Origin of the sequence: Acinetobacter sp. YH12251 (assembly GCF_013417465.1) — a bacterium.
Taxonomy (GTDB): domain Bacteria; phylum Pseudomonadota; class Gammaproteobacteria; order Pseudomonadales; family Moraxellaceae; genus Acinetobacter; species Acinetobacter amyesii.
Map to the genome: position 1 here is coordinate 1 of NZ_VPDZ01000012.1, position 23,493 is coordinate 23,493.

The 23,493-nt window shown below is 40.3% G+C and carries 35 protein-coding genes, 1 rRNA gene and 1 pseudogene; 13 read left to right on the top strand and 24 right to left on the bottom strand.

Annotation, left to right across the window (positions count from 1 at the left end):
• Together rrf and FTV27_RS11700 are read left to right on the top strand one after the other, a co-directional pair.
• Positions 1-106 (top strand): 5S ribosomal RNA (rrf, locus tag FTV27_RS11695); the annotation flags it as partial.
• A 99-nt stretch (positions 107-205) separates the two neighbouring features.
• Positions 206-601 carry a hypothetical protein gene (locus FTV27_RS11700; protein WP_180078636.1) on the top strand — a complete coding sequence of 132 codons (396 nt, stop codon included), beginning with the start codon at positions 206-208 and terminating at the stop codon, positions 599-601.
• Positions 602-613: 12 nt separating this feature from the next.
• Here FTV27_RS11700 and FTV27_RS11705 read toward each other — a convergent pair whose 3' ends face one another.
• The 4 genes and pseudogenes from FTV27_RS11705 to FTV27_RS11720 form a co-directional block, all read right to left on the bottom strand.
• Positions 614-1,993 carry a dihydrolipoyl dehydrogenase gene (locus tag FTV27_RS11705; RefSeq protein WP_180035985.1) on the bottom strand — a complete coding sequence of 460 codons (1,380 nt, stop codon included), beginning with the start codon at positions 1,991-1,993 and terminating at the stop codon, positions 614-616.
• 83 nt (positions 1,994-2,076) lie between these two features.
• Positions 2,077-3,233, bottom strand: a pseudogene (locus tag FTV27_RS11710) (hypothetical protein).
• Positions 3,234-3,478: 245 nt separating this feature from the next.
• Positions 3,479-3,901, bottom strand: a complete 423-nt coding sequence (locus tag FTV27_RS11715; protein ID WP_180078638.1) for a beta-lactamase hydrolase domain-containing protein — start codon at positions 3,899-3,901, stop codon at positions 3,479-3,481.
• On the bottom strand, positions 3,894-4,229 hold the full coding sequence (locus tag FTV27_RS11720; RefSeq protein ID WP_111885430.1) for a TIGR01244 family sulfur transferase: 336 nt from the start codon (positions 4,227-4,229) through the stop codon (positions 3,894-3,896). The genes FTV27_RS11715 and FTV27_RS11720 overlap by 8 nt, the downstream gene beginning before the upstream one ends.
• A gap of 124 nt (positions 4,230-4,353) precedes the next feature.
• On the opposite strand from FTV27_RS11720, the gene FTV27_RS11725 reads away from it, so the two are divergent.
• From FTV27_RS11725 to FTV27_RS11735, 3 genes are read left to right on the top strand one after another with little or no spacing between them, the layout of a single operon-like run.
• Entirely contained in the window at positions 4,354-5,250 is an 897-nt protein-coding gene (locus FTV27_RS11725) for an alpha/beta hydrolase (RefSeq protein WP_180078640.1), read from the top strand.
• Positions 5,251-5,682 (top strand): thioredoxin TrxC, encoded by a 432-nt coding sequence (gene trxC / locus FTV27_RS11730; protein WP_078191319.1) that lies wholly within the window; start codon positions 5,251-5,253, stop codon positions 5,680-5,682.
• Positions 5,683-5,703: 21 nt separating this feature from the next.
• A complete protein-coding gene (locus FTV27_RS11735) occupies positions 5,704-6,123 on the top strand; it encodes an acyl-CoA thioesterase (protein ID WP_078191328.1) in 420 nt (139 codons plus the stop codon).
• Between the two features lie 66 nt (positions 6,124-6,189).
• On the opposite strand, the gene FTV27_RS11740 is transcribed toward FTV27_RS11735, so the two are convergent.
• The 3 genes from FTV27_RS11740 to FTV27_RS11750 form a co-directional block, all read right to left on the bottom strand.
• Positions 6,190-6,690, bottom strand: a complete 501-nt coding sequence (locus FTV27_RS11740; protein WP_180078642.1) for an ester cyclase — start codon at positions 6,688-6,690, stop codon at positions 6,190-6,192.
• A gap of 128 nt (positions 6,691-6,818) precedes the next feature.
• Positions 6,819-7,322: a DUF4442 domain-containing protein gene (locus FTV27_RS11745; RefSeq protein ID WP_180012065.1), complete on the bottom strand. Its 504-nt coding sequence runs from the start codon at positions 7,320-7,322 to the stop codon at positions 6,819-6,821.
• Between the two features lie 27 nt (positions 7,323-7,349).
• Positions 7,350-7,838 carry a YajQ family cyclic di-GMP-binding protein gene (locus tag FTV27_RS11750; RefSeq protein WP_078194203.1) on the bottom strand — a complete coding sequence of 163 codons (489 nt, stop codon included), beginning with the start codon at positions 7,836-7,838 and terminating at the stop codon, positions 7,350-7,352.
• Positions 7,839-7,930: 92 nt separating this feature from the next.
• Between FTV27_RS11750 and FTV27_RS11755 the strand changes: the two genes are divergently transcribed.
• On the top strand, positions 7,931-8,245 hold the full coding sequence (locus FTV27_RS11755; protein ID WP_078194202.1) for a rhodanese-like domain-containing protein: 315 nt from the start codon (positions 7,931-7,933) through the stop codon (positions 8,243-8,245).
• A gap of 34 nt (positions 8,246-8,279) precedes the next feature.
• Here FTV27_RS11755 and mnmC read toward each other — a convergent pair whose 3' ends face one another.
• From mnmC to FTV27_RS11775, 4 genes are read right to left on the bottom strand one after another with little or no spacing between them, the layout of a single operon-like run.
• Complete coding sequence (mnmC, locus tag FTV27_RS11760; protein WP_180035981.1) at positions 8,280-10,235, bottom strand: FAD-dependent 5-carboxymethylaminomethyl-2-thiouridine(34) oxidoreductase MnmC; 1,956 nt, start codon at positions 10,233-10,235, stop codon at positions 8,280-8,282.
• Positions 10,236-10,272: 37 nt separating this feature from the next.
• Positions 10,273-10,788 (bottom strand): hypothetical protein, encoded by a 516-nt coding sequence (locus FTV27_RS11765; protein ID WP_078191313.1) that lies wholly within the window; start codon positions 10,786-10,788, stop codon positions 10,273-10,275.
• A gap of 5 nt (positions 10,789-10,793) precedes the next feature.
• Positions 10,794-11,096 (bottom strand): YciI family protein, encoded by a 303-nt coding sequence (locus FTV27_RS11770; protein WP_180035980.1) that lies wholly within the window; start codon positions 11,094-11,096, stop codon positions 10,794-10,796.
• Positions 11,097-11,124: 28 nt separating this feature from the next.
• Entirely contained in the window at positions 11,125-11,736 is a 612-nt protein-coding gene (locus FTV27_RS11775) for an inner membrane-spanning protein YciB (RefSeq protein ID WP_078191311.1), read from the bottom strand.
• A gap of 44 nt (positions 11,737-11,780) precedes the next feature.
• Between FTV27_RS11775 and FTV27_RS11780 the strand changes: the two genes are divergently transcribed.
• Positions 11,781-12,632 carry a PHP domain-containing protein gene (locus tag FTV27_RS11780; RefSeq protein WP_180008985.1) on the top strand — a complete coding sequence of 284 codons (852 nt, stop codon included), beginning with the start codon at positions 11,781-11,783 and terminating at the stop codon, positions 12,630-12,632.
• Between the two features lie 82 nt (positions 12,633-12,714).
• Here FTV27_RS11780 and FTV27_RS11785 read toward each other — a convergent pair whose 3' ends face one another.
• Together FTV27_RS11785 and radC are read right to left on the bottom strand one after the other, a co-directional pair.
• Entirely contained in the window at positions 12,715-13,626 is a 912-nt protein-coding gene (locus FTV27_RS11785; protein WP_078191309.1) for a bestrophin family protein, read from the bottom strand.
• Positions 13,627-13,701: 75 nt separating this feature from the next.
• Positions 13,702-14,403, bottom strand: coding sequence for a DNA repair protein RadC (gene radC / locus FTV27_RS11790; protein ID WP_180035979.1), 702 nt, complete (start codon positions 14,401-14,403; stop codon positions 13,702-13,704).
• A gap of 112 nt (positions 14,404-14,515) precedes the next feature.
• On the opposite strand from radC, the gene coaBC reads away from it, so the two are divergent.
• Positions 14,516-15,787: a bifunctional phosphopantothenoylcysteine decarboxylase/phosphopantothenate--cysteine ligase CoaBC gene (gene coaBC / locus FTV27_RS11795; RefSeq protein WP_078191307.1), complete on the top strand. Its 1,272-nt coding sequence runs from the start codon at positions 14,516-14,518 to the stop codon at positions 15,785-15,787.
• 389 nt (positions 15,788-16,176) lie between these two features.
• Complete coding sequence (locus FTV27_RS11800; protein ID WP_180035978.1) at positions 16,177-16,698, top strand: hypothetical protein; 522 nt, start codon at positions 16,177-16,179, stop codon at positions 16,696-16,698.
• Positions 16,699-16,817: 119 nt separating this feature from the next.
• Here FTV27_RS11800 and dusA read toward each other — a convergent pair whose 3' ends face one another.
• Positions 16,818-17,852, bottom strand: a complete 1,035-nt coding sequence (gene dusA / locus FTV27_RS11805) for a tRNA dihydrouridine(20/20a) synthase DusA (RefSeq protein WP_180078644.1) — start codon at positions 17,850-17,852, stop codon at positions 16,818-16,820.
• A gap of 119 nt (positions 17,853-17,971) precedes the next feature.
• On the opposite strand from dusA, the gene FTV27_RS11810 reads away from it, so the two are divergent.
• The 4 genes from FTV27_RS11810 to FTV27_RS11825 all read left to right on the top strand — a co-directional run bounded on the left by FTV27_RS11810 (position 17,972) and on the right by FTV27_RS11825 (position 20,300).
• Positions 17,972-19,153, top strand: a complete 1,182-nt coding sequence (locus tag FTV27_RS11810; RefSeq protein WP_179997253.1) for a site-specific integrase — start codon at positions 17,972-17,974, stop codon at positions 19,151-19,153.
• A 250-nt stretch (positions 19,154-19,403) separates the two neighbouring features.
• Positions 19,404-19,730: a hypothetical protein gene (locus tag FTV27_RS11815; protein WP_179997252.1), complete on the top strand. Its 327-nt coding sequence runs from the start codon at positions 19,404-19,406 to the stop codon at positions 19,728-19,730.
• Between the two features lie 25 nt (positions 19,731-19,755).
• On the top strand, positions 19,756-19,905 hold the full coding sequence (locus FTV27_RS11820) for a hypothetical protein (RefSeq protein WP_179997251.1): 150 nt from the start codon (positions 19,756-19,758) through the stop codon (positions 19,903-19,905).
• Positions 19,906-19,970: 65 nt separating this feature from the next.
• Positions 19,971-20,300, top strand: coding sequence for a tyrosine-type recombinase/integrase (locus FTV27_RS11825; RefSeq protein WP_373687155.1), 330 nt, complete (start codon positions 19,971-19,973; stop codon positions 20,298-20,300).
• Positions 20,301-20,322: 22 nt separating this feature from the next.
• Here the strand turns inward: FTV27_RS11825 and FTV27_RS11830 are convergent, their stop codons facing one another.
• The 10 genes from FTV27_RS11830 to FTV27_RS11875 are packed head-to-tail and all read right to left on the bottom strand — an operon-like array spanning position 20,323 to position 23,442.
• Entirely contained in the window at positions 20,323-20,604 is a 282-nt protein-coding gene (locus FTV27_RS11830; protein ID WP_179997250.1) for a hypothetical protein, read from the bottom strand.
• Positions 20,604-20,969, bottom strand: coding sequence for a hypothetical protein (locus tag FTV27_RS11835; RefSeq protein ID WP_179997249.1), 366 nt, complete (start codon positions 20,967-20,969; stop codon positions 20,604-20,606). Before FTV27_RS11835 ends, FTV27_RS11830 begins: the two co-directional genes overlap by 1 nt.
• Positions 20,969-21,583 (bottom strand): 3'-5' exonuclease, encoded by a 615-nt coding sequence (locus FTV27_RS11840; protein ID WP_179997248.1) that lies wholly within the window; start codon positions 21,581-21,583, stop codon positions 20,969-20,971. The genes FTV27_RS11835 and FTV27_RS11840 overlap by 1 nt, the downstream gene beginning before the upstream one ends.
• The gene (locus FTV27_RS11845) at positions 21,580-22,071 is read right to left on the bottom strand and encodes a hypothetical protein (RefSeq protein ID WP_179997247.1); all 492 of its coding nucleotides are present in this window, start codon (positions 22,069-22,071) and stop codon (positions 21,580-21,582) included. Before FTV27_RS11845 ends, FTV27_RS11840 begins: the two co-directional genes overlap by 4 nt.
• Positions 22,061-22,318, bottom strand: a complete 258-nt coding sequence (locus FTV27_RS11850) for a pyocin activator PrtN family protein (RefSeq protein ID WP_120375892.1) — start codon at positions 22,316-22,318, stop codon at positions 22,061-22,063. The genes FTV27_RS11845 and FTV27_RS11850 overlap by 11 nt, the downstream gene beginning before the upstream one ends.
• A gap of 35 nt (positions 22,319-22,353) precedes the next feature.
• On the bottom strand, positions 22,354-22,545 hold the full coding sequence (locus tag FTV27_RS11855) for a hypothetical protein (protein WP_180031483.1): 192 nt from the start codon (positions 22,543-22,545) through the stop codon (positions 22,354-22,356).
• Positions 22,529-22,681, bottom strand: a complete 153-nt coding sequence (locus FTV27_RS11860; protein WP_180078646.1) for a hypothetical protein — start codon at positions 22,679-22,681, stop codon at positions 22,529-22,531. Before FTV27_RS11860 ends, FTV27_RS11855 begins: the two co-directional genes overlap by 17 nt.
• Positions 22,678-22,905 carry a hypothetical protein gene (locus FTV27_RS11865; protein WP_180078648.1) on the bottom strand — a complete coding sequence of 76 codons (228 nt, stop codon included), beginning with the start codon at positions 22,903-22,905 and terminating at the stop codon, positions 22,678-22,680. Before FTV27_RS11865 ends, FTV27_RS11860 begins: the two co-directional genes overlap by 4 nt.
• Entirely contained in the window at positions 22,898-23,230 is a 333-nt protein-coding gene (locus FTV27_RS11870; protein WP_180078650.1) for a hypothetical protein, read from the bottom strand. Before FTV27_RS11870 ends, FTV27_RS11865 begins: the two co-directional genes overlap by 8 nt.
• Complete coding sequence (locus FTV27_RS11875; RefSeq protein ID WP_180078652.1) at positions 23,227-23,442, bottom strand: hypothetical protein; 216 nt, start codon at positions 23,440-23,442, stop codon at positions 23,227-23,229. The genes FTV27_RS11870 and FTV27_RS11875 overlap by 4 nt, the downstream gene beginning before the upstream one ends.
• Positions 23,443-23,493 lie beyond the last annotated feature (51 nt).

A 23,493-nucleotide genomic window follows, 5' to 3' on the forward strand; every position in this document is an offset into this window, starting at 1 on the left:
AATAGCAAGAGTGAACCACCTGATCCCTTCCCGAACTCAGAAGTGAAACCTCTTAGCGCTGATGGTAGTGTGGGGTTACCCATGTGAGAGTAAGTCATCGCCAGCTCATTATTCGAAAACACCCCCTTCAAAGCGAAGGGGGTGTTTTTTTATGCCGGGAAAAGATATAGTCTGAAATCATTCATAAAATAATTATAAACTCTTGATGTACAGAAAATTTTATCCGAACTACTTACTGTTAAATTTAGTCGTATCGCTGATTCTGATCGGTGTGGTCATGTATCCACAGCATTTGTTATTTAATTATTGGGTTGCAGGTTTGCATTGGTTTATAGGTATTGTGCTGATGCATATTTTGATTATTCGATTGCCTATTTTTAAGCAGTTTTATATCAATCGAAATAAATTGAAAAATGTGGTAATTCAAACATCAAAATATAATCAGGCAGAACATAAAGCTGCGCGTGTGATGTCAGCATTGGTGGTCTTTGTAGTGGTTTGTTTGGTTTTATATGGATTGAATCTGACTCAATTTTATATCGAATATGCTTTTATCGCAGGGTTTTCTGCAGGGAATATGAGTGGTTACTATACTCCCTGAGACATTTATAGACTAAGCTTGATTGAGCTGTCGTCTCGCATGTTTCAGTGCTGTTCTTAACCCTTCTTCTAAAGTTGGATGATAGAAAGGTTTATCCAAAATTTCATGTATGCTTAGTTCTTCTGAAATCATCCAAGCTAGCAAATGTGCTAAATGTTCAGCTTCTGCACAGAATAGCTCAGCTCCTAATAGTGTATGGTTAATTGTATCCACATATACTTCGGCAGCCCCTTTATTTTTAGCAGCAACAATCGCACGACCTTGTTTTTCGTAAGAAACGAAACCAATGACGAATTCTGTGTTTTTATCTTGTAGTTGCTTATAGCTTTGACCAATAGTTGCCATTTGTGGTGTAGAAAATAAGATGCCTAAAGGGGTTAGCGTCTTGATGGATTTAATTTGTGGAAAGTTTAAACAGTTTTGTACTGTAAATTTACCTTCATGAGCTGCTTCGTGTTGGATAGGGGTATTGGTATGTGCATCACCGACTATAAAAATTGGATAATCAGCTAGTTGCTTTGTATGCGGATTTATCGGTAAATTTTTAATATCTTTAAATTCTGCACTTATACGTTCTAAACCTAAGGTATTTAATAATGTACGTCTGCCAGTTGCAGCTAAAACATAGTCAACTTGTAGCGACTTTTGTACGTTTTCTTCAGTATAGGTTAAATGAACTAGATCGCCTTCAAGAGAGTAATGTTCAGGTAAAATTTCAAACTTTAGCTTTAATTCTTTACTTAACTCTTCCTGTGCGAGCTTTTGTAATATGGGGCTAGTCAATGAGCCAATTTTTCGACTACGTGCAAAAACAGTAGTGTTTACATTGAGGCGTGTTAAAGCCTGAGCCAATTCTAAAGCGATCACGCCACTTCCAATAACTGCGACAGATTTTGGTAGTTGTTCTAACTCAAATATTTGATCGGACGTAATTAATTTATCGCCTAATATTTGTTTTTGTTCAGTATCTATAGCAGGCGTTGTACCTACTGCAAGGATAAATGACTTGGCTTGATATGTTTGGTTATTTACTTGAATTGTATTTGAATTAATAAATTCAGCTTTTCCTGAAATTTTATGTTGGCTTGGCCAACTTTCAACATCTTTTAAAGTGGCTCGTGTAAAACGATCACGTAAAGTTTGAACATGTTGCATGACGCTAGAGGTATCAATTTCACTTTTGACATCAAGGCCTAAATTATCTGCATTTCCAATTTCGTGCATACGGTTGGCAGTAGAGATGAGTATTTTACTTGGCATGCAACCGACCCGTGCACAGGTGGTGTCCCAAGGACCATCATTAATGATAAGAATATTCTGTGTTTTTTTGATTGCTTCTTTATAGGCTGAAATGCCTGCTGTTCCTGCACCGATAATGATGATGTCGTACATTTGCTAAATTTCATTTTAAATAATTATAATTAAATATATAAAAAAACCCTCAGTCTAGAGGGTTTAATTGCATTTCTTTACACTTAAAATTTAAGACCAGAAGGTAATGTTAAACTTGTACTTACAGTTCCTGCATTATTAGTAGATGAACCTTTGAATGTAATTCCATTAATAGCATGTTCAAAACTAAGGCTCCCACTTGTAGCTTGCTTAAATTTCAAAATGTTTGTCCCTGTTAATTTAATGCTTCCAGTAAATGTCTGGCTATTTAAATTAGAGGCTTCATTCTCAACTCGAGTACCATCAATTGTTGTGATGCTGGGTAAAATTAGTTCTTATTCTCCTGAAGCTTTCACACGATAACTTGCTGAACTTGTGGTACCTGGTGTTGAGTTTAATACGAATGAAATTGGTTCTGCAAAAGGAATATTTGGGTTATCGTTAATTAATACATTAAATCCTGATCCAGATTGAATATTGTATAAATCTCCATCGAGAGAAGAGAGATCTTTGTAAATACTAATTGCACCTGTTGTAACTTCACGTTCAATATCTTCACCAGTTGACGGATCCGTAACTATTGCTGTTGTGGTAATTTTATAGTCGCTTGTATTACCATTTATTAAAACAAACCTTTTTTGTTGAGTTTGTTGTATTCCCCAAGACTGTTGAAATGGATAAGCAAATGCACCAGTAATAGTTACATCATGGAAATTTTTATCTCCATTTTCATTTTCAAATACGTAAATGCGAGTATTTGATTCATATTCTTCTAAGTTTGGTGTCACTTCATCATGCTGTAATTTGATGTTTTTTAGATCATTAGCTGTAATGTCGAAATCCCAGTTGTCATAACCCGGTAAGATATCTTTAATATCTTCGCCAATAAAAACATAACATGCTCTATAGTCAGTCTTACTTAAATAGAAACATTTATCTCTGTAGTGATAGGTATTTTAAATGAGTTTAAATTTATTTTCCTAATATCTAAACTTAATTGTAATGGGCCTTGCGCAAATGTATCCATTGAATGATCAATATAGCCTTTTGCTGTTGATGCATCGTTAGGATCATAATTACCGAATAAATATTGCCCTTCACGTTTTAGAATATCTAACTGTGCTTTTGCAATTTCAGTTGGGGTTGTTGTACCACCATTGTTATTATTATTGTTTTGATTAGAAGAATCTGTTCCTTCGTTATTAAAATATCCATCACCACCACCACAAGCTGTAAGTATAGTGGCTAAAGTAAGTACAAGTGTCCCTTAAACGAATTTCATGAAGTACCCCAAAATAGTTATTTATGTATAGAAAAAGTTATATTGCGTAAAGATACCACACATAAAAAATGGCGCAAATAGCGCCATCTTTATATTCGTCATTTTATAGTGCAGTCCCGACACTTACACCAACGGTTGGACGTACATTCATAGAATTACACCCTGTTAGCAACAACGTTGTAAATAAAACGGTAAACACGAATTTAGTCATTGAGCAAACCTTGAGCCTGAGCTTGATTAAAAAGAGCTGTCGAACGTGAACCACTACGACAAATCATCAAAATGGGTTTAGGAAGCTCATTATAGTATTTGGCAAATTCCTTCACGTCTGTTTGAGAAATTTTACCGCTTTGCACAGGTTGATACACAACACTCACATGAGACTTTTCCGCAATGCCTCGTAATTGTAAAACAGTCACTTCATTGCCCGCCTCACTATCTGGTCGATTCACAATTACAGATTTAAATTTAAGTTGTTTGAGTAAACTTGAAAACTTATCTGTGGTCATTTGTCCAGAGACACTTAAATTTGCATTTAAGGGCTGACTGTTATTATCAGCAAATGTGGGTGCCGAAAAGATGCATGTTGCGATCAATAAAGCTTTTTGAATGAAAGCCTTAGTCATCCAAAAGATCCATCTGTTTTGCTAGTTGATATAGATTATTTGAACGATTACCTGTACGGCAGAACATGAGCACTGGCTTTGGCAATTCATTAAAATGATTAGCAAAGTTACGGACATCTAGCTCAGAAATTTGACCTGCAACAACAGGTTGATGAACATAGTCTAAACCAGCGGTACGAGCTGCTTCTTCAATTTGAGCACTGGTTGGTTGCTCAGGACCACCTTCCATGTCAGGGCGGTTATTGATAATCGATTTAAAGCCTTTTTCAACCACTTGCGCTACATGTTCTGGGCCGATTTGACCTGCAAAACCAACATTTTCGCTCATTGAGTCACTCCATAATTTAATTCGTAGAATTATGCTTTATGATAGCATTAAGCACAAACTTGAGCAGAATGTTCTTAAATTTTTATAAGCGATTACAACCATAAAATAACGCAATGGAGCGCGTATGCACGCCTATACAGTCGAACCACTGTATGTCAAAAGCGGACAAGATGTTATAGCTGCTGACTTTTATCGTCCAAAATCTGTTGAAAAACCTGCAGTCATTCTCATGGCACATGGTTTAGCGGCATTACGCCAGTTTAAATTAGTGCAATATGCCAAGCGCTTTGTACAAGCGGGCTATGCTGTCGTGTTGTTTGATTATCGCTATTGGGGGGGCAGCACAGGGCGTCCGAGAGAGTTAGTAAACCTGAAGGCACAACTTGAAGATTGGCGGACCATGATCGATCATTTACAGCAGCGTAAATCGATTGATTCGAGACGCATTGTATTATGGGGAACATCGCTGAGTGGTGGCTATGTACTTAGTTTGGCGGCAGAGCTTAAAAATATTAAAGCGCTGATGGTACAAGTTCCATTTGTCGACGGCGCTGAAAGTGCAAAATTGTATCCCTTACAGCAATTACCCAAAGCATTAAAATTATCGAGTCAGGACTATATGGGTTCTAAAGTTGGGATGAGTCCAACGACTTTACCCGTAGTTCATCCACATCGATTATGTTTTTTACAGTCTGAAGACAGTTATGCGGGCTATTTATCGATTGTAAATCCTGATTTTTATTGGAGTGGCGAAATTCCGGCTCGGGCCTTTTTTAAGTTAATTCGTTATCGTCCAATTTTGGATGTCCGTAAAATTAGCATACCAGCACTTTTTATTGCAGCCAAAGAAGATAGTTTGATTCCCATTGAATCAAGCCGAGAAACTGCGACCAATATTGCACCGTATGTGCAGTATTATGAGTGGGAAATGCAACATTTTGATATTTATCACGGGCAATGGTTTGAAAAAGCCATGGCAACCCAATTAGAATTTTTACATCAACATGTTGGAGTCAGCTAAATGATCGTTGTGTGTCCTGAATGTGGTGCAAAAAACCGTGTACCTGAAGAAAAACTCGAAGTTGGACCTGCATGTGGTCAATGTCACCAAGCATTGATTCCACTGGCGCCCATCGAGTTGAATGAAAAGAACTTTGCCAACTTTATTAGCAATAGTGATTTACCTGTGCTGATTGATTTATGGGCTGAATGGTGTGGCCCATGTAAGATGATGGCGCCACACTTTGCACAAGTTGCAAAATCAAATCCGAAGGTGGTTTTTGCCAAAATCGATACCGAAGCAAACCCTCGATTGAGCGGTGCATTTAATGTTCGTAGTATTCCTACACTGGTTTTGATGAATAAAACCAACGAAATTGCTAGAATAAGTGGAGCAATGCGTGCTGGTGAGTTACAACAATGGCTCAACCAGCAGTTAAATCTACCTCAATAAATGTCAGCGCCAGGAGCTAAAGTGTCAGAAACTCATGTAAAACCTGAAGGAACGCTTTCCCTACAAACCATCGCGATGCCTGCAGACACCAACTGGAGTGGTGATGTTTTCGGTGGTTGGATCGTGTCACAAATGGACTTGGCCGGTGCAATTCACGCAGAGCGTTTCAGTCAAGGACGCTGTGCAACGATTTCAATTAACCAAATGACCTTCCTCGTTCCAGTGAAAGTCGGGGATGTCATCAGTGTATATACCAAAATTTTAAAAGTGGGTAATACCTCTATCCAAATGCAGATTGAAGTTTGGGATAGTCATGACAGCTCACGCGATCCAATTCGCGTAACCGAAGGTGTATTTACATTTGTCGCTGTCGATGTGAAAGGTGCTAAGCGTCAAATTCCTGCGGATGCAAAAGCTAAATTTGCGGCAGATCAAGCTTAATTAAAGTTAGACGCAATAAAAAAGCCGCTCAATCGAGTGGCTTTTTTATGAATAGTGAGGGAGAAATTAGAACATCGAGTTTGAGTTGGCACTGGTTTCAGGAATGCTTTGTTGCACATCCCAATGTTCGACGATCTTGCCATTTTCAACACGGAAGATATCAATAATGGCTTCTCCACGGTCTTGCTTATTTTGCGTAGAATGCACATGTAAATAGACCAAATCACCTTCGGCAGCGGCACGTTTTATCTGGTTTTTTGCTTCAGGATTTTGTTTAAAATACTGGGTGAAATAATCGACAAAAGGCACTTTGCCATCAGGTACATGCGGATTATGTTGAATATATTGATTGCCAATATATCGGTCAGCATATGTCTTAACCTGATGTTTAAGAAAGACACCTTCATAAAAATCAATCACGATTTTCTTATTTTCCGCTGCTTGGCTGGTTTGAATATTGCTATCAGCCGCTTGATTTGGAGTCGTTGGCGTTGCAGGAATTGTGCTTTGGCAAGCAGTTAAAAACACCGCCATGCTGATGAATGAAAGGGGGATGATTTTTTTCATAAAATGCTCAATATATTTGTGTCGTGTAAGCATATTGAGCGGAATTACGGCGTATAAATAGTAAAAAACAGTCTTGATTTTGCTGAAATTTAGTAAAACTTATACTTAAAAGTAAGTTTTATTTACATTTATTTATTTTTCAGAGCGGATTTTGCCACCCACGCCCAAAGCATTTCACATTGAATCGGTGCTTCACCAGATTCATCGGTGACTAAGACCTGTACTAAGGTTTCACCTTTTTCTGTGCTTTGCATTTGTCGTTGCTGTTCGGGTGTAAGCGTTGCGATGGCTTTCATCCCACCTTGGGTTGGACGTTTAAAATCAACTTTGAAGCTTTTAATCAGGACAATGGCACTGTCTGGGACGTTCATTGCTGTGACAAAGCCTGTGGCTGTTTCGGCGATCAGCGCCATGGCACAGGCATGTACTTGCCCGATGTGGTTTTGCATCGCCTTATGATTGGCGATGCTCACCTCAACACGCTCAGGGCTGACATGTTGATATTGGATCTTAGCTGTTCCAACCATGGGCACGACACGACCAAAAGCTCGACTGAGCAAACGACTTTGAATACCTTTGGGTAATTTAGAGCTTGCTTTGACCAGTTTATTTAGACGATTTGGACGTGCCATATTGACCTCAATGGCAGTTGTGCTGCCTTAATCTTTAAAGTTGTTAAATTGAAGCGGCACACCAAACTGTTGCTCTTTTAAGAACGCCATCACTTGTTGCAAAGTGTCACGTTTCTTGTCAGTCACACGAATTTTGTCGCCTTGAATAGAAGATTGCACTTTAATGCCGCTTTCTTTAATGGCTTTATTGATTTTTTTTGCAGTATCAGAGTCAAGACCATCTTTTAGTTTGATCACTTGAATAACGTTTTTACCAGAAGCTGTCATTTTTTGTGGATCCAATGCTTGAATGTCTACTTTACGTTTGAAGAAATGATTTTCGAGCATGGTATACACTTGCTCACATTGGAAATCGCTTTCTGTTGAGATTTTGATTTCCTTATTTTTCTCATTTAACTCAATTGAAACGTCTTGGCCACGGAAGTCAAAACGCGTCGCTATTTCTTTTTGCGTGTTTTGAACTGCATGATTTACTTCAAAAACTTCTAATTCGGAAACAATATCAAAAGAAGGCATAGATTAGACCTTTACAAAGGGAAAGAATATCTGAGATGCTAGGGATGTTTTCTTCATTTGCCAAGTGTTGTTTACATCAAAAGGAGTGTGCAATGATCCGTAAACAAGAAATTACAACATTTGAGTTCCCAGAAGACTCGATTATCTGGGATGTTCGCGATGCAAGTGCGTATGCTGAAGCACATGTGAAAGGTGCGGTTAACCGACCGATCAACGCATTGTCATCAGATGCACTGACTCAGGTGTCAACGGATCAACCCATTTACATTTTATGTGGTGGTGGAAGTAAAGCTCCACGTGCAGCAGAGTTACTAGAGGGTTTTGACAGCTCACGTGAATATGTAATATTAATGGGCGGCACGCGTGCTGCTCGTGATGCCGGTCTTCCTTTGGAACAAGGGAAATGAGATCGAATCAAAAAAAGCGCCGAAAGGCGCTTTTTTATTGCAGGTTATTTTTTTGAGGTGGAGATGACGGCATCTGACCCTGAAAATAAGGCTTCTTAGTTTTTTGTTTGGCTTTGGCGCGTCGTATAAAACGTGCTGCATGAATTTTATCGAGTAGCTGTGTTGGAATAGGGCAGGCTTCTTTTAAGACCAACGCGGCAATGATTTCACTACAGAGCGGGGCATACAGGAAACCTTTAGAACCGAGTCCACTACAGCTATAAATTTGCTGATCTTCATGGACTGCACCAATTACTGGGAAAAAGTCTTTTGTCTGTGCGCGAATTGCGGCACGTCCTTGCCATTGCTCAATCGGTGCTAAGGTTTTGGCAAAGTCAGGGAACACACTGTGGATAAGTTCATAGTTATGCACATGATCTTCTGTGAGAACGTCGGTGTCATCACGGCCGGGATAAAATGACGCGCCCATAATCATCTGTTCGGCATCCAGTTGCATACAATAGCCCCCATAACTATAGGCGGTACGCATATCCATTTGTTGAGCGGGATTGTTCAACCAACTGACTTGTCCACGAATGGCACGCAGTTCTGGATAATCTGTTTGTAGCTGCATGCTCTCACGTGCAGCACAGAGAATGACATGCTCGGCAGATGGAAGCTGCTGATCCTGTGTAAATAGCGCAACGCCATTGTGTTGCTGCTCAATGCGTTGAATATCTGCTTGTAACAACTCAATGTGTGAATGCGCCAAGATTTGGTCACGAAGCTGATGTGGACTGACTGCGCCTGCTTGTTTGAGGAGCAGGGTTGGATATGTTGAGGCTAATTGATTTAGCGTGCCTTCTTCAGCCGCTAATACCTCTGCAGGATAACTTTGAGCTAAATCAAGGTGTTCTGCTTTATTTTTTAAAATAGATTGGTGAATCTGTAAGGGACGAAATGCCTTGAAGTTTTGATAATGCTTGAGCGCATATAACCAACTCAAGGTCATCAAATGTTCAGCACTTTGTTCAATTGGACAGAGTTTAGGGTTGAGTAGGGCAAGAGGATTACCCGATCCACCGCTGAGTGGTGCTGATTTCTCGTAAATACGCACTTGATGCCCGCGTTGAGCAAATGCCCAAGCACAGCTCAAACCAGCTATGCCAGCGCCAATAATCGCAATTTGACGGGGCTTATGACCTACAGTGATTTCAGAATTTTTTTTTTCGTCTAAAGTGGGTATGTCAGCAACTACGGATTGATCATCTAACTTTTCAGGTGCGAGCCAAAAAGCTTTGAGCATTTCACGCTTATGAGCAAAGCCACGAGGTCGTGTAATGGTAATACCATGCTCACGTAAGCCGCGTTTCAGTACACCTGCCACACTAAATGAGGAGAAGGTCGTCCCAATGTCTGATAGACGCACGATATTTTTGAGTACGTTTTCTTCCCACATGTCAGGATTACAGGCGGGTGCAAAACCGTCCAAGAACCATGCATTGACCGTAGCAGTTTTTGCCATGACGGGAAAAACGTCGTGTGCATCGCCTAACCAAAGATCAATTGAAAAACGTTCTTCTGGAAAATTGAGTCGATGACATCCCGCAATAGGTTCAGGATATTGCGCAATCAGTTGCTGTGCCAAAGGTTGTAATTCAGGCCATGCATTTAATGCACGAATGAGGTCTACTTTAGATAAAGGGAATTTTTCTACAGAAATGGCATGCAGATGACTGTGATTATCTGGACGAACCTGTTGCCATAATTGCCACAAGGCCAAAATATTTAAGCCTGTACCAAAACCTGTTTCGCCGACACTGAAATATTCAAAATCAGTCAGTGCCGCAAGGCGAGTGTCGAGGTCATTCCCTTTTAAAAACACATGACGTGTTTCGAGTAGGCCGTTATCCTTCGAAAAATACACATCACCAAACTGTTTAGACACTGGAATATCAATGCCATCGATCATTTGCCAATCGAGATCGGCAGTCTGAATTGCACCTGACAAAACTCAAGCACCCTTTAAATTGAAGTAGAAAAACGAATTACCATTGACGACGACGTTTGGTATAGACGTAACTGGCCAACAAGAAACCTAAAATCACGCCAACACCAAGTGTGGTCCCGCCATATAAAAACATCTGCGCGCTACGTTCACTTTGTAGCACTTGTACTTGTACGCCCAAGCTATCATTTTTAAGTTGTAATTCTTGGTTTTGCGCCAAGGCTTCAAGGTTAGCTTTTTCTAACTGTTGTAAGCGTACAGATTGGTCTTTGACCATCGCTTTGACTTTGGCATCTTGTAGCGCTTTATTTTTTGCCAATTGCTCAATGGTCAATGGATTTGCATCTTGAGGTTGACCATTAGGATTGACGGTTGCCGCCACTTTAATGATGCCCGGTTTATTGGCAGGAATGGTATGCGGCACAGGATTTGGAGGAGGTGTTGCAGTCGTTGCTTGAGCAGCAGGGGCTACAGCAGGTGCAGGAGCCGGTTCTTCAGCCCATGCAGTTGAACAAATTAAAGATAAGCCCAGTAAACTAGAAACAACGACGCGCATGAACCTTATCCTTTAGGAAATGCTTTGTTAAATGGTTTGACATCAATTTGGCCATAAATCCCTTCTTTGAGGAAAGGTTCATCTGCCAACCATTGGTCTAAGTCTTCACGACTATCAAAATCGACAATGATCGTACTGCCATAAAAACCAGCTTGTGGGTTTGCCGGATCTTTAGGCATCGCACCTGCAACAATCAGACGACCTTCATCATCAAGTTTTTGTAGACGTTCAAGATGTTGAGGACGAACCGCAAGGCGCTTTTCTACTGTACCTTCATTATCTGTACAGCTTACGACGAATAATGGCATGACTTTTCCTGATTTTTGACCGAATGGATTATTCTGAGGTCTTAAAGTATTTACGTAATACAATAAACTGAATAATGATAAAGGAAAACATCACGATCATGTCACCAAAAGCAGTGAATTCACCCCAATATTTTCCGTCTGCAAACAAATAAGCGAAAAAGGTGTGTAAACATGACATCACCACGAACATTGCAGCCCATGCATAGTTCAATCGTTTCCAACCGACAGCGGTTAAATTTAAGACTGGACCAAATAAACGTTCGATGAGCGGTTTCTTATCTTTACTAAACAGTGGAGAAAGTAAAAACGCCCCTGCAAAAACTAAGTTCAGTAAAACGGCTTTTAAGCGAATATAAAAATCATCACTTAACATCAGGGTAATACCACCAAAAATCACGGTCATGAACAACACAATCCATTGTTGTTTATCTAGACGGAATTTTTGCATGACAAACAATGCACCATAAACCACAAGCATGGAAATGATGAGACCTGATGTTGCCACAAGAATGTTATTGTTATCGACACCCCCAGCAGAACCAATCAATTGTAATAATGGGTGCTGTGTATCTTTTGGATCTACAGTTTTATATAAATAAAAGAAAATAATGAGTGGCACAAAGTCTAAAAGTGCTTTCATGTTAGAGTATCTAAATCTGATCAAATAAATGACATAGTATAGAGATGCAAGGCGTAGATTTACATACACACAGTAATATTTCTGATGGTACTTTGTCACCAGAGGCTCTGGTGCAGGCTGCAAGTGCTATTGGAATTCATACGCTGGCTTTGACTGATCACGATACGATGGACGGTTTGTTGGCTGCAGAGCAGGTTGCGCATGAATTAAAGCTGCAATTAATCTCTGGTGTGGAGATTTCTAGCCAGTGGTCGAGACCTGCGACCAAAAAAAGTTATGGTGTGCATATCGTCGCTTTAAATATGCAAAATCCTGCGCCCTTACAAGCCTTATTGATGGATCAAAAGCGTATTCGAGCGGAACGTGCTCGGCAGATTTGTGACTTACTGATACCGTTAATTGGTCAAGATATTTATAGCGATGTGATTGCCAAGGTTGACCATATACCAGATCGGGTTACACGTACGCATATTGCCAAAACTTTGGTGGAAAAGGGGGTAGTTTCACGTCCACAACAAGCTTTTGATAAATATATTAAAGAAGGTAAAAAAGCTTTTGTAAAATTTGAAGGTCCGAGTCTTGCTGAAACCATTGAGGTGATTCATGCCAGTGGTGGCTTTGCAGTGTTGGCGCATCCAACGCGTTATGATTTATCTGCGACCAATATTCGTTATTTGATTGAAATCTTTGCTGAAGCGGGCGGTGATGCAGTGGAATTACCACCGGCAATTGAGCCATTATCGACTCGTCAAATGGTGGATCGTATGATTGCTGCCTTTAACTTAAAAGTTTCTGTTGGGAGTGATTTTCATGGTGATAATATGCCATGGATTAAACTCGGCAACATCCCTCGAGTGAAAGAAGGGCAAGTTGGAATCTGGGAGAGCTTTGCTTAAATGCTCTCACTTACATATCTTCGATATACCAAAAAAGTGTACGACAAAGCTATGTAAGCGAGGGTTTAGACCCATTGATCAATTACAGTAAATTGTGATCTTTGGCTTGAATCGGTGGTGGGGTGGGTTTTCCTAAAGTCCCCAGTAATTCAATTTCAATAGTACGCACCATCGAGTCCAAAGGAAGGTCATTACTTTGTGTACCAAAGGGCTCTTCAATCTCTGAACTCAGCGCATCTAAGCCTAAAAAGGTATAGGCCAAAATCCCCACTAAAAGGGGAGTCGCTAGACCTAAAGTAGACCCCAAGCTAAAGGGTAAGACAAAACAGAAAAAATAAACGGTTCGATTCAGCAAGACCGAATAAGCAAACGGTAATGGCGTAGTGGCAATACGGTCACAGCCGGTTTGTACGGTACTGAGTTCCATCACATGCTGATTCATCTGGGTATAAATAATATCTGAAATTTCACCATCTTTGAGCGCCTGCATCAGCTCCCATTGAATCAAACTCAATGTGTACTGCGGTGCATTGGCTTGTTGGTATAACTGAGTGATGGCATTCGCGCTCATGCCGCTGGTTTCAACTAGTTCAGTGGGGTTGGCGGTTTGATGGCGGAGTCGGTCACGCAAAACATTGGCAAACACAATCACATGTTGGATCACACGTTCACGACGGCCTTGACTGAGTAAACGGCAGTCACGGTCAAAATGGCGTGCATTGGCAATCAAAATGCCCCATAAACGCCGAGCTTCCCACCAACGGTCATAGCAAGCTGAATTTTTAAAGCCTAAAAAAATCGACAGCACGACACCAATTAGGGTAAAGCCGACCAAAGGAAATTCGGTAAAATGGAAGATATCGACATAGGATAAGCCGCCCACAATGGCAGACAGCAACATAACGATCCCGAGCGGTGGTAAAACCTTAGGTAAAATCGTTCCTCGCCAAGAAAATAGCAGTTTAAAAATACTCGGTTGGTCACGGACGATCATGTTCGAATGATAATTTCTAGTTTTAAAAAATTATGATGATCTTCGGGTTTGCTCAAGCGCTTGTCAATAACTGTTTCATGCAGATAAGTGTGCTTGGAGCAAGCCATGTTCAGCAAAGGAAAAACTCCCTTCTGTTGAGATAATACAATGATCGATCAGTCGAATTTCCACCAGCTGACAAGCCTGCTGAATAAGTCGAGTCAATTCCAGATCGGCAGCAGAGGGTTCTGCACGACCGAAAGGATGATTATGTGCAATGACAATACTGCTGGCGTGTTCAGAAATGGCATAACGCAGCAGTTGATTGATGGAAATTTCACAGGTATTGAGGCTGCCATAAAAAAGTTTTTTAAAGTTTATTTTTCTTAAATGCGCATCTAGACAAAGCACGCCAAAGACTTCTTGACGTTCCGATAAAAATTCAAAGCGAAGAAAATTTTGTAATTGTTCAGAATGTTGCAATTCTAAGGCTTCATTTTGAAAATGTTGACTCACATAGCGTTTGCCGAGTTCTTTTACTGCCATGAGCTGCGCATATTTACTGTTTCCAATGCCATGAAACTGGCGTAAATCCTCAAGTGAAGCATCCATCAGTGCTTGCAACTGGCCAAAATGTTGGATCAGGAGTCGTGCGAGCTCGACAGCAGAATGCTGCTGGGAACCAGAGCGTAGGAAAATAGCCAGTAACTCAGCATCGGATAAACTTTGTGCGCCTTGTTGAATCAGGCGCTCACGTGGGCGCTCTTGTTCAGGCCAATTTTTAATTGAATTATTCATTATTCTTAGACTTTTTTATTATCAGTCAATCGGCTTTTTCACAGCAGATTCTTGGGTCAGTGCATATTTAATGCTATTGTGAGCGCCACTGCAACAGATAGGTAGCCTGTTCGTGAGCTTTGATTTAAGTGTAATGCCCACAAAAAATATTCTTTTAGGTGTCACTGGTGGTATCGCAGCCTATAAAAGTGCCATTCTTGTCCGTCGGTTAAAAGATGCCGGATTTGATGTGCGCGTGGTGATGACTCAAGGTGCGCAAGCCTTTGTGACCCCGCTAACGTTTCAGGCGCTTTCAGGCAACCCTGTACATACCGAATTACTCAATCCTGAAGCAGAAGCGGGCATGGGGCATATTGAATTGGCACGTTGGGCTGATTTGGTGTTGGTTGCTCCTGCAAGTTGCGACACGCTGGCAAAATTTGCGGCGGGTTTAGCAGATGATCTTCTTTCGACACTTTATCTTGCTACAAAAGCACCCGTCTGGGTTGCCCCTGCGATGAATCAGCAAATGTGGGCAGCCAAAGCGACACAGCGTAATTTAAATACACTGGTTGAAGATGGCGTACATGTGATTATGCCCGATGCCGGTTCTCAAGCCTGTGGAGATGTAGGCTTAGGACGTATGCCTGAGCCAGAAGATTTGGCGGATCAAGTGACGGCCTATTTTCATCAAGCACAGCGAGCCATTGCTGAAAAATTTGGCATGCTTGCAGGCAAACATGTGGCGATTACAGCTGGTCCTACACGTGAGTCGATAGATCCTGTACGTTATATTTCTAACCACAGCACAGGTAAAATGGGGTTCGCACTGGCAGCGGCTTGTTATGCGGCTGGTGCTAAAGTAACGCTGATCGCAGGACCTGTCAGTTTAGATACACCAAATGGTGTGCGACGGATTAATGTGCAGTCTGCAATTAAAATGTTAGAGACCAGTCTGCAAATGTTGGATGAAGGCTGTGATATTTTTATCGCAACAGCAGCTGTTGCCGATTATCGCGTGGCAGAAGTTGCAGAGCATAAAATCAAAAAAGCTGGTGATGAACTCAATGTGGCATTAATTAAAAACCCAGATATCGTTGCAACAATTGCGCAGCAGTCAAAACGTCCATTTATGGTTGGATTTGCTGCCGAGACACGCAATGTCGAGGAGTATGCTGCAGGCAAACTTGTGGCGAAAAAACTCGATATGATCGCTTGCAATGATGTCTCACGTAAAGATATTGGTTTTGCTTCTGATGAAAACGCCATGACCGTGTTCTTCGCAGATCAATATCAAATGGAAAAGCGTGATTTAGAGAAAGCGTCAAAACAAGAAATTGCACAGCAATTGGTGGAAGCTATACATGATGCGCTACATCATGAGCCTGAAACGGATGATGAATAATTTCAGTTGATTCCTCAAAATCCCCGCAATGTTCGGGGATTTTTTATGGCGCTTTTATGATGTTTTGTTTAAGGCTCTATATTGGATAAATTACGATGGGTTCAGTTTCATGTTGAAAATTTGAAGGCTAGGAAACCACTACCAAAATGGTCATTTTCAACAAAAATATGTCAGCAAAAGACCAAGGCTGTCAGTGTTTTAAAACATCAAAAATGCAATTTAAGTGATTGATATCAAAATTAAATATAAAATTGAGAAATCTTGATAATTTGGCTTGTACTGTGTGTTTTATTAGCTATTATGAAGCAAACAATGAGGAATGTTTGGATCGGAATCTGTGATCGGTCTGACTTTTTCATCAAGAATAAATGCATCATGGGGGATGCAATATGTTTCGATGGCTCACCATTTTTTTACTGTTGAGTTTGGCTGGTTGTAGTTATTTTGTCTCGACAGATGAATTATCTCGGCAGATTGAGCAGCAGATGCAGCACGAGTTTGATCAGAATCCAGATTATCGGCAGTACCATTTACGGATTCAAAATATAAAAGTATTAGAGCGTAAGGTATTAAGCTTTAAGGCTCAGGCGACGTTGCAATACGATGGTCAGCCTTACACTGTTTTGGTTGAGATTTACAAAGATTTGCAAGGTTATGCATGGAAAATAGATGAAGAACAATTTGCCTTCATTGACGAAGCTGAAATTGCAAAATATCAGGCGCAGTTAGATCAAGAGTTGAATCATTTGGTTGAAGAATTGGAACAACCAACCGAGGAAATTGAACCTGTTACATCGACGCCTGAGAGTTACGTGGGTTTGCGTGAGGAAGAAGATCCATCCGATTATCAATGGACTGGCTATGATGATGAACCTTTTCCCAAAGGGAACATTACGGTCAATAGTCATTGAGTGATGATTCTGATTGCTTAGATGATTTAGCTGAGTTGTGACGATGTTGCCAAACACGTACTTGGTGAGGCATGAAAATAAAAAAGCCCGCAAAATAGCGGGCTTTTACTTTTACAGAATTAATCTTCTAAAACGACTTTAGGATGATCACGTAAATAGTCTTCTGTACGTTGCATTGCATCTTTAATATTTTGGATGGCATTTTCCACATCGGCAAAGGTTTTGGCATTGCCACCACTTAAAGCCTGACGCCATTTTCGAGCACCTGGTAGATTTTGGAATAAACCTAAAATATGACGGGTAATGATAGAAAGCGGCGCACCTTCTTCCATGCGTTTAGCAATATATGGCAGCATCTGCTCGATAATATCGAAACGGTTGGGTAGTTCGAGATCCCAAAGCTGACCGATCTCAGCCAATAAGTATGGGTTGTGATAAGCCTCACGGCCAATCATCACGCCATCAACATGTTGTAAATGTTGCTGTGTTTCAGCAAAGGTTTTCACCCCACCATTAATTTCGATCAATAAATTTGGACGTTCTTGTTTCAGACGATAAACATCTTCATAACGTAAAGGTGGTACATCACGGTTTTCTTTTGGTGACAAACCTTGCAGCAGGGCAATACGCGCATGCACGATAAAATTGTCACAGCCAGTCTTTGCAACTGTATCAACAAAATGCAGCATTTCTTCATAAGACTGCATGTCATCAATCCCGATGCGGTGTTTCACGGTCACTGGAATATCAACAGCATTTCGCATTTCAGTAATACATTCTGCAACCAAATCAGGCTCTGCCATCAAGCATGCGCCAATTTTATTGTTCTGAACGCGGTCACTCGGACAGCCGACATTGAGGTTCACTTCATCATAACCCCAGTCCTGTGCCATCTTGGTACAGGTTGCTAAATCTTTAGGATTTGAACCGCCAAGCTGTAACACAATCGGGTGTTCTTCGTTGTTATAGTCCAAATGACGATTCGCACCACCAAATAAAATCGCACCTGTGGTGACCATCTCGGTGTAGAGAATCACATTAGGGTTAAACAAACGTGCAAAGAAACGATAGTCACGAGTCGTCCAATCCATCATAGGTGCAACGGATATACGTGGAAGCCTTGATATACCTGCGTTTTGTTTTAAATCAGTCATTTAAGCACCTATGAACATTCGTATCATTTACGATAAATTTGTATCTTTTCCTATCTTTTTGCAACTCTTGCAACTATATTTGCAACCATTCCCCGTTGAATTGAAAAATAGTTGCAAGCATGGGCTATATCACAGAGTTAAAATCCAAAACTAAAGGCACCAGATACAAGGCTGTGATCAATATTCGCAAGCCAAGTGAGGGTATCGAGTACTTTGATACTGAAACATTTAGTACCAGAGCTTTGGCAAAAGCGTGGCTAAAAAGAGAAGAGGACAGATTAGAAAAGAATCCTCACTTGTTGTCAACTGACAAAGATGCTGTGGCAGCTGGAGCCATGTCTTTAGCATCTGCAATTACCAGATATAAATCCGAAATTTCAGACTATGGCAGAACAAAGGCATTCACACTTGATATGCTGAAAAAGTTCGATATTGCTCAAAAGCCTATTTCAGAACTGAAGCGTACTGACTATGCAGACCATGCTTTGCGTAGACGTGATGGCTATAGGAATGAAAATTATGAATTAAAGCCAATTGAGCCAAGCACAATACTTCACGAGTTTCAGTGCATGAAATCGGTATTAGATCATGCCGAATTACTCTGGGGTGTAGAGATTGACTTCAATGAGTATGAAAAGGCTGTGAGAGGTCTTAGAAAGTCCCGTGTGATTTCAGAGTCAAAAGAGCGTGACAGGTTGCCAACGTCTAAAGAGCTGCAGGATCTGACCACGTATTCATACATAGATTTTCATTTAAAGAATTATTCAAATACGCCACTGTATTTGATTATGTGGCTAGATATATACACAGGCCGTCGGCTTGGAGAATTGCCACGGCTTGAAATTCAACACTACGATCGTGAAAACAAAAAATGGTACCTGGAGGCAGTGAAACATCCGACCAAAAAAAACAATGACAAATGGTTTGTGGTTTCAGATGAAGCAGCCGAAATCATTGATGAATTATTGAAACCTGAAATCCGTAAAAAAATGCTCTTACGTGGTGGTGATGAACGGTACCTAATCCCGACTCATGAAGAAAATATTGCCCGTCATTGGCAGAAAATTAAGAAACAAGCAGGCATTGATGATTTACGTTTTCATGACCTTCGACATGAGGCCGCTACACGATTGGCAGAGCAGGGTTTAACAATACCGCAGATCCAGCAGTACACTTTGCATGATGATTGGAATAGTCTGAAACGGTATGTCAATTTAGATATTATTCGAAAGGACTTACTTACTTATCGGCAAGCCATTGAAGAAATTAATAAAGTGTTATTGGTAAGTATTGTTAGATAGCTCTGTTAAAGCTTAGTAGATAAGAAAATATTACTTTAATCTTGCTTGTTTAATGTGCTATAAGTGTTGAAAAGAAAAATGTGGAGTCAAAAGATGCTTTATATGTATTAATAGAAATAATAAAAATATTTCAACCATTTTTTGTACTATAATGTATAATCATCGACCAAAATTAACTTTATTGAGTTTTTTGTAAAGATTCATTGAATTTTCACAAAGAATTGCCATATATATAATATGAGGCTTACCTTTGGACGATGCTATTAAAGATATTTATTTGCGAGTTTTACATATTGCAAATAAATTTTTAAAAGAAAGTAAAATTGTTTCATTGAACATTGAATACTTGAGTGAAATTGATCCAAGCGCTGAAGAAGTCGCTAAGATCATGCACCAATTAGCCAATATTCTTGAGGATCTTGAGTGTGAAGATCAAAATATTACTTTGAATGTTAAGCAATGCATCTGGGTAATAGAAGGCATTGCTAACGCCATAGTGGCGGGCGAGTCAACAGAGGAAATGGAAAGTTTATACTCTAAACTCGAAAAACATGTAAATGTTCCTGTTCCGCTATAGACTTTAAATTGACTGAGGAATGATTATGAAAGACTTTAAAGCAATCCGTCGTGAATATTTAATCAGCAAAGCTAATCAATTATTAGATCGCGCAGATTTGTTAGTTGATCGAATTATTGCTAATGCACACACTGCTGAACAAAATAAGACACAAAAGGCTAAGAAAGCTGCTTAATCTTTTGTAAAGAATACTAAAAAGCCTCTTGATTAGAGGCTTTTTTATGGCTTTGGAATTGGTTTATTGTCGAAAACCAGTTTGTTCTTCTTCCTCGGTACCTGATCCCAACACATGAGGAAAATATTGCACGTCATTGGCAGAAAATTAAGAAACAAGCCGGCATTGATGATTTACGTTTTCATGACCTTCGGCATGAAGCAGCAACACGTTTGGCAGAGCAGGGCTTAACGGTACCGCAGATCCAGCAGTACACTTTGCATGATGATTGGAATAGTCTTAAACGCTATGTCAATTTAGATATTATTCGAAAGGATCTGCTCACATACAAGCAAGCCATTGAATATGCAAAAACCACTGGTTTTGCTGAGGCCATTAAAAAAGCCTCTGATTAAGAGGCTTTCGATTAACTCTGGGTTAGCTTTTCTTGATTCGACTTGCTTTAACGTTTGTAAGCACTTCATCAACGAGGTCATGCAATATTTTTGCGGCACTGTCTAGTTTGTCAGTGCGTGTCCCACTTAAGCATAGACTAATGCCATTACCTGCAATTATGGTGACGAATTGCATCGCAGACAAGGGTGCATCTTTTGCAATTTCATTGAATGTCGGCACGATATAGCCACCGAAAATTTGATCGGCAACTTGTTTAGCATCACCTTCTAAAACATTATTTACTTCAATTACTTTTGCATCCATCACGCCACCGCCATTTTTTTAATTTTATTAAACGTCTTTGCATCCAATTCCTTTTCAGCAACCTTGAAAAAACGCATCGCCAGCTCCTGCGTTGAGTGATTATTTTTCTTCATGATCTTGGCATCTTGATCAAGCAAAGTGACAGTCTGGTTGATGCGTGTCAGCATAGAATTGACTTGTGACAATTCAATATTCAGTAAAGCAATTGAATTGCCGTTTTTGCATTTGTCCTTGGCTTCAATCAAGCCTGCACGTTTGGCTTTGAGTTGGTCACGTAGATCTAAAAGATCATCACGGCTAAATTGTTGGCTCAGTTTCAAAGGGCTAAGTTCTAACAATTGTTCTTGTGCATTTTCGATTTTCATTATGCTGATTCCTCTATTTGTAAAATTTTGAACTCTAAATCCGCTACTTTTTGAGCTATTTCATTAAAACGTTGACCTTGTTCAATCAGGATCTGAGCCTGTTTGCTTTGGATGGTCTTGATATGAATAAACTGTTTAGCCTGGTGAACTGCATCATCAAGCGCATTGTGTGGCACGCCCTCAAATGCAACACTCACACGTGGCGACATCTCAAGAAACGTGCGAAAACACATTTCTTGCCAAAACTTCCATGGCTGGCGCATGTCAAAATAATTCAATGCATTATTAATCCAACGAATATCTGCAATAGAGCCTTTAGACCAGATTTGCGTACACTCATTCACTTTGTAGAATCGCACAAGAGCTGCAAGCGCATCTTGAATATCATGCTCGCCACTAAACGCATCTTTCTTAGCAATCGGGTCTTGCTGATCCCACCAATCAAGTGTCGATTGGTCCACCGAAAAACCGTGTGCTTTGGCGCTTTCAATATCAATCTGCACATGAAAAAATTTATGAATTTCAGCATCATCAAATACAACAGCGCCAATACTGAGCAAAACAGGACGCTCACCAATACCAAGCGTTTCACAATCAACCATTAATTTTTTCATACTGAAATTCCTTTTTTTAATTTCGCTATTTTGTCATTTTGCGCTTTAGTGAATGCTTTTTTGCAGACACAGCACAGGTGGTCTTTACCTTGCTTTCTAATCACAAATGTTTGTTCGCCATGTTTTTTACAGCGACCAATGAATTCTTTTTTTCCCTTTTCCCAAGCTTGTTCACGCGCATGGCGATTAAACAAAACACGGTTTTCGCTTAGATCGGGTGAGTATGTTGGTTCTGCAGGTTTATCAATGACACGCGGTTTTTGTTTAGCTGTTTGGCTTTCACGTACTGCACTAAACATAATTTCGCGCATGGTGGTTTGTGCTGTGCGACCGTATTCATGTTTTTTAGACGATAGCTCAGAGTGACCAAATGGAATCTGATCTGGTTCAGATTTGCCCTGAGCCTTCAGGAAGTCGTCGACTTGTTGAGCAAGGGCAATGGATTTGCCCTTTTTGATAAAAACGTCATGGTCTAAATTAGTGTGCATACTGTTCACCATTCATGGCTTTATGATCGTGCTGAGCCAATGCAGTTTGCTGATCGATATACACAGCAAGATCATGCAAATTGACCATCCAAGATGCTTTCTGTTTTTCGCCTAAACGGATCACAGGGAACGGCAATTCTTGTTTCACTGCTTTACGTTTGGCAATTTCAAGTGACATGTGGCTCAAGTAGTCTTCAACCACATTTTCAAGTGGGACCACTGGAGACATGTAGCGCAACACAAGCATCGTGTACGTGTTGATAACTGGAGCAAATTTACCTTTCACTTCAATTCCCCTAGTTCCTTGAAGATACGTTCAGCCGTTTTTACATCAACGGTTGCAGGTACCACATGCTGGCCAGGCATGTGAAAAGTAATCACATGCGCACCATTGTTATTACGGATCACCACGTTGTTCACATTGCTGATATTGATAATGTGCTGTGTGTGGTTTAAATCAGTGAATTGCAGCATCGTCGTTCTCCAGCAGCTGCTTCAATGCAGCTTGTTTTTGCTTGAGTTTGAGTTGATGTTCATACGCTTTTAAGACAATGAAAACGGAAATAATGAACATAAAAACAATGATGTAAAACGGTGCATATTCGTTCATGACACATACTCCACAGCTTTTAGTGCTGCATTTAAATGTTTTTCTTCATCGGACAAATAGCTCAAATACTCTTCATCAATTTCTTTAAGCATGCATTCGCAGCATTTTGATGGATGATGTTCACAGCCTTCAGGTTCAGGCTGCTCAACTTCAGCAATTAGGCAATGGCAGCACTGTTCATCAATAAAATTAGGGCATTTATCTGCACACGGATGTTTAGGCATGATCACTCCACAATTTTTTTGATTGCTCTTCTTTGAGCTGCTTTAGTTTTTTTCGCGCATCAATCAATTCAGATAGAGATTTTTTCCAAGCTTCAACATCTCTTAGCTGGGATGGCAGTGGCTGTGTGCTGCAGCGGCATAAATAAACAAGATCTTTATTCTCAGAATATCCACCGATGTAGTAGTGAAGTGCAAAAAGACTCACGTGACCCGAAAATTCAAAAAAAACATGAAAGTCATCGCTATTTGCATCAAATGCATCTTTCATCAATGCTTTAACTGCAGCATTGATTTTTTGCTTTAGCGCGGGAATTTGATTATTCATGCTGATTCCTCAATAAGTTGATTTCGGTAAATACGACGGACCTTTTTTTCCAAAGTCTGTTTTTCGATTTGATTCAGTTCTTCAGCTTCAAAAGCTGCTTGAATGAACGCTAAGGCTTGAGATTGGGCATCCAGTAATGCAGCGCTTGAAAGTGCATTAAGTAAATTTTCGATAGCTGCATTAATCTGATTCATGCTGTTTTCACGACACATAACTTTCTCCAGATTCGAGCAAAAAGACTGATCTTTGCTGGCTGAGCGAAA

Coding starts and splice junctions, on each gene's coding strand:
- FTV27_RS11705 (WP_180035985.1), bottom strand. CDS start 1,993: ATGTACGACATCATCATTATCGGTGCAGGAACAGCAGGCATTTCAGCC.
- FTV27_RS11820 (WP_179997251.1), top strand. CDS start 19,756: ATGAAAGACTTTAAAGCAATCCGTCGTGAATATTTAATCAGCAAAGCT.
- FTV27_RS11860 (WP_180078646.1), bottom strand. CDS start 22,681: ATGAACGAATATGCACCGTTTTACATCATTGTTTTTATGTTCATTATT.
- FTV27_RS11850 (WP_120375892.1), bottom strand. CDS start 22,318: ATGCTTGTGTTGCGCTACATGTCTCCAGTGGTCCCACTTGAAAATGTG.
- FTV27_RS11875 (WP_180078652.1), bottom strand. CDS start 23,442: ATGTGTCGTGAAAACAGCATGAATCAGATTAATGCAGCTATCGAAAAT.
- radC (WP_180035979.1), bottom strand. CDS start 14,403: ATGAATAATTCAATTAAAAATTGGCCTGAACAAGAGCGCCCACGTGAG.
- FTV27_RS11800 (WP_180035978.1), top strand. CDS start 16,177: ATGTTTCGATGGCTCACCATTTTTTTACTGTTGAGTTTGGCTGGTTGT.
- FTV27_RS11725 (WP_180078640.1), top strand. CDS start 4,354: ATGCACGCCTATACAGTCGAACCACTGTATGTCAAAAGCGGACAAGAT.
- FTV27_RS11785 (WP_078191309.1), bottom strand. CDS start 13,626: ATGATCGTCCGTGACCAACCGAGTATTTTTAAACTGCTATTTTCTTGG.
- FTV27_RS11855 (WP_180031483.1), bottom strand. CDS start 22,545: ATGCTGCAATTCACTGATTTAAACCACACACAGCACATTATCAATATC.
- FTV27_RS11830 (WP_179997250.1), bottom strand. CDS start 20,604: ATGGATGCAAAAGTAATTGAAGTAAATAATGTTTTAGAAGGTGATGCT.
- FTV27_RS11720 (WP_111885430.1), bottom strand. CDS start 4,229: ATGAGCGAAAATGTTGGTTTTGCAGGTCAAATCGGCCCAGAACATGTA.
- FTV27_RS11745 (WP_180012065.1), bottom strand. CDS start 7,322: ATGGCACGTCCAAATCGTCTAAATAAACTGGTCAAAGCAAGCTCTAAA.
- FTV27_RS11700 (WP_180078636.1), top strand. CDS start 206: ATGTACAGAAAATTTTATCCGAACTACTTACTGTTAAATTTAGTCGTA.
- FTV27_RS11865 (WP_180078648.1), bottom strand. CDS start 22,905: ATGCCTAAACATCCGTGTGCAGATAAATGCCCTAATTTTATTGATGAA.
- FTV27_RS11750 (WP_078194203.1), bottom strand. CDS start 7,838: ATGCCTTCTTTTGATATTGTTTCCGAATTAGAAGTTTTTGAAGTAAAT.
- FTV27_RS11740 (WP_180078642.1), bottom strand. CDS start 6,690: ATGAAAAAAATCATCCCCCTTTCATTCATCAGCATGGCGGTGTTTTTA.
- FTV27_RS11835 (WP_179997249.1), bottom strand. CDS start 20,969: ATGAAAATCGAAAATGCACAAGAACAATTGTTAGAACTTAGCCCTTTG.
- trxC (WP_078191319.1), top strand. CDS start 5,251: ATGATCGTTGTGTGTCCTGAATGTGGTGCAAAAAACCGTGTACCTGAA.
- FTV27_RS11810 (WP_179997253.1), top strand. CDS start 17,972: ATGGGCTATATCACAGAGTTAAAATCCAAAACTAAAGGCACCAGATAC.
- FTV27_RS11755 (WP_078194202.1), top strand. CDS start 7,931: ATGATCCGTAAACAAGAAATTACAACATTTGAGTTCCCAGAAGACTCG.
- FTV27_RS11715 (WP_180078638.1), bottom strand. CDS start 3,901: ATGACTAAGGCTTTCATTCAAAAAGCTTTATTGATCGCAACATGCATC.
- FTV27_RS11780 (WP_180008985.1), top strand. CDS start 11,781: ATGCAAGGCGTAGATTTACATACACACAGTAATATTTCTGATGGTACT.
- dusA (WP_180078644.1), bottom strand. CDS start 17,852: ATGACTGATTTAAAACAAAACGCAGGTATATCAAGGCTTCCACGTATA.
- FTV27_RS11775 (WP_078191311.1), bottom strand. CDS start 11,736: ATGAAAGCACTTTTAGACTTTGTGCCACTCATTATTTTCTTTTATTTA.
- FTV27_RS11765 (WP_078191313.1), bottom strand. CDS start 10,788: ATGCGCGTCGTTGTTTCTAGTTTACTGGGCTTATCTTTAATTTGTTCA.
- FTV27_RS11870 (WP_180078650.1), bottom strand. CDS start 23,230: ATGAATAATCAAATTCCCGCGCTAAAGCAAAAAATCAATGCTGCAGTT.
- FTV27_RS11770 (WP_180035980.1), bottom strand. CDS start 11,096: ATGCCATTATTCGTCGTAAGCTGTACAGATAATGAAGGTACAGTAGAA.
- FTV27_RS11840 (WP_179997248.1), bottom strand. CDS start 21,583: ATGAAAAAATTAATGGTTGATTGTGAAACGCTTGGTATTGGTGAGCGT.
- FTV27_RS11845 (WP_179997247.1), bottom strand. CDS start 22,071: ATGCACACTAATTTAGACCATGACGTTTTTATCAAAAAGGGCAAATCC.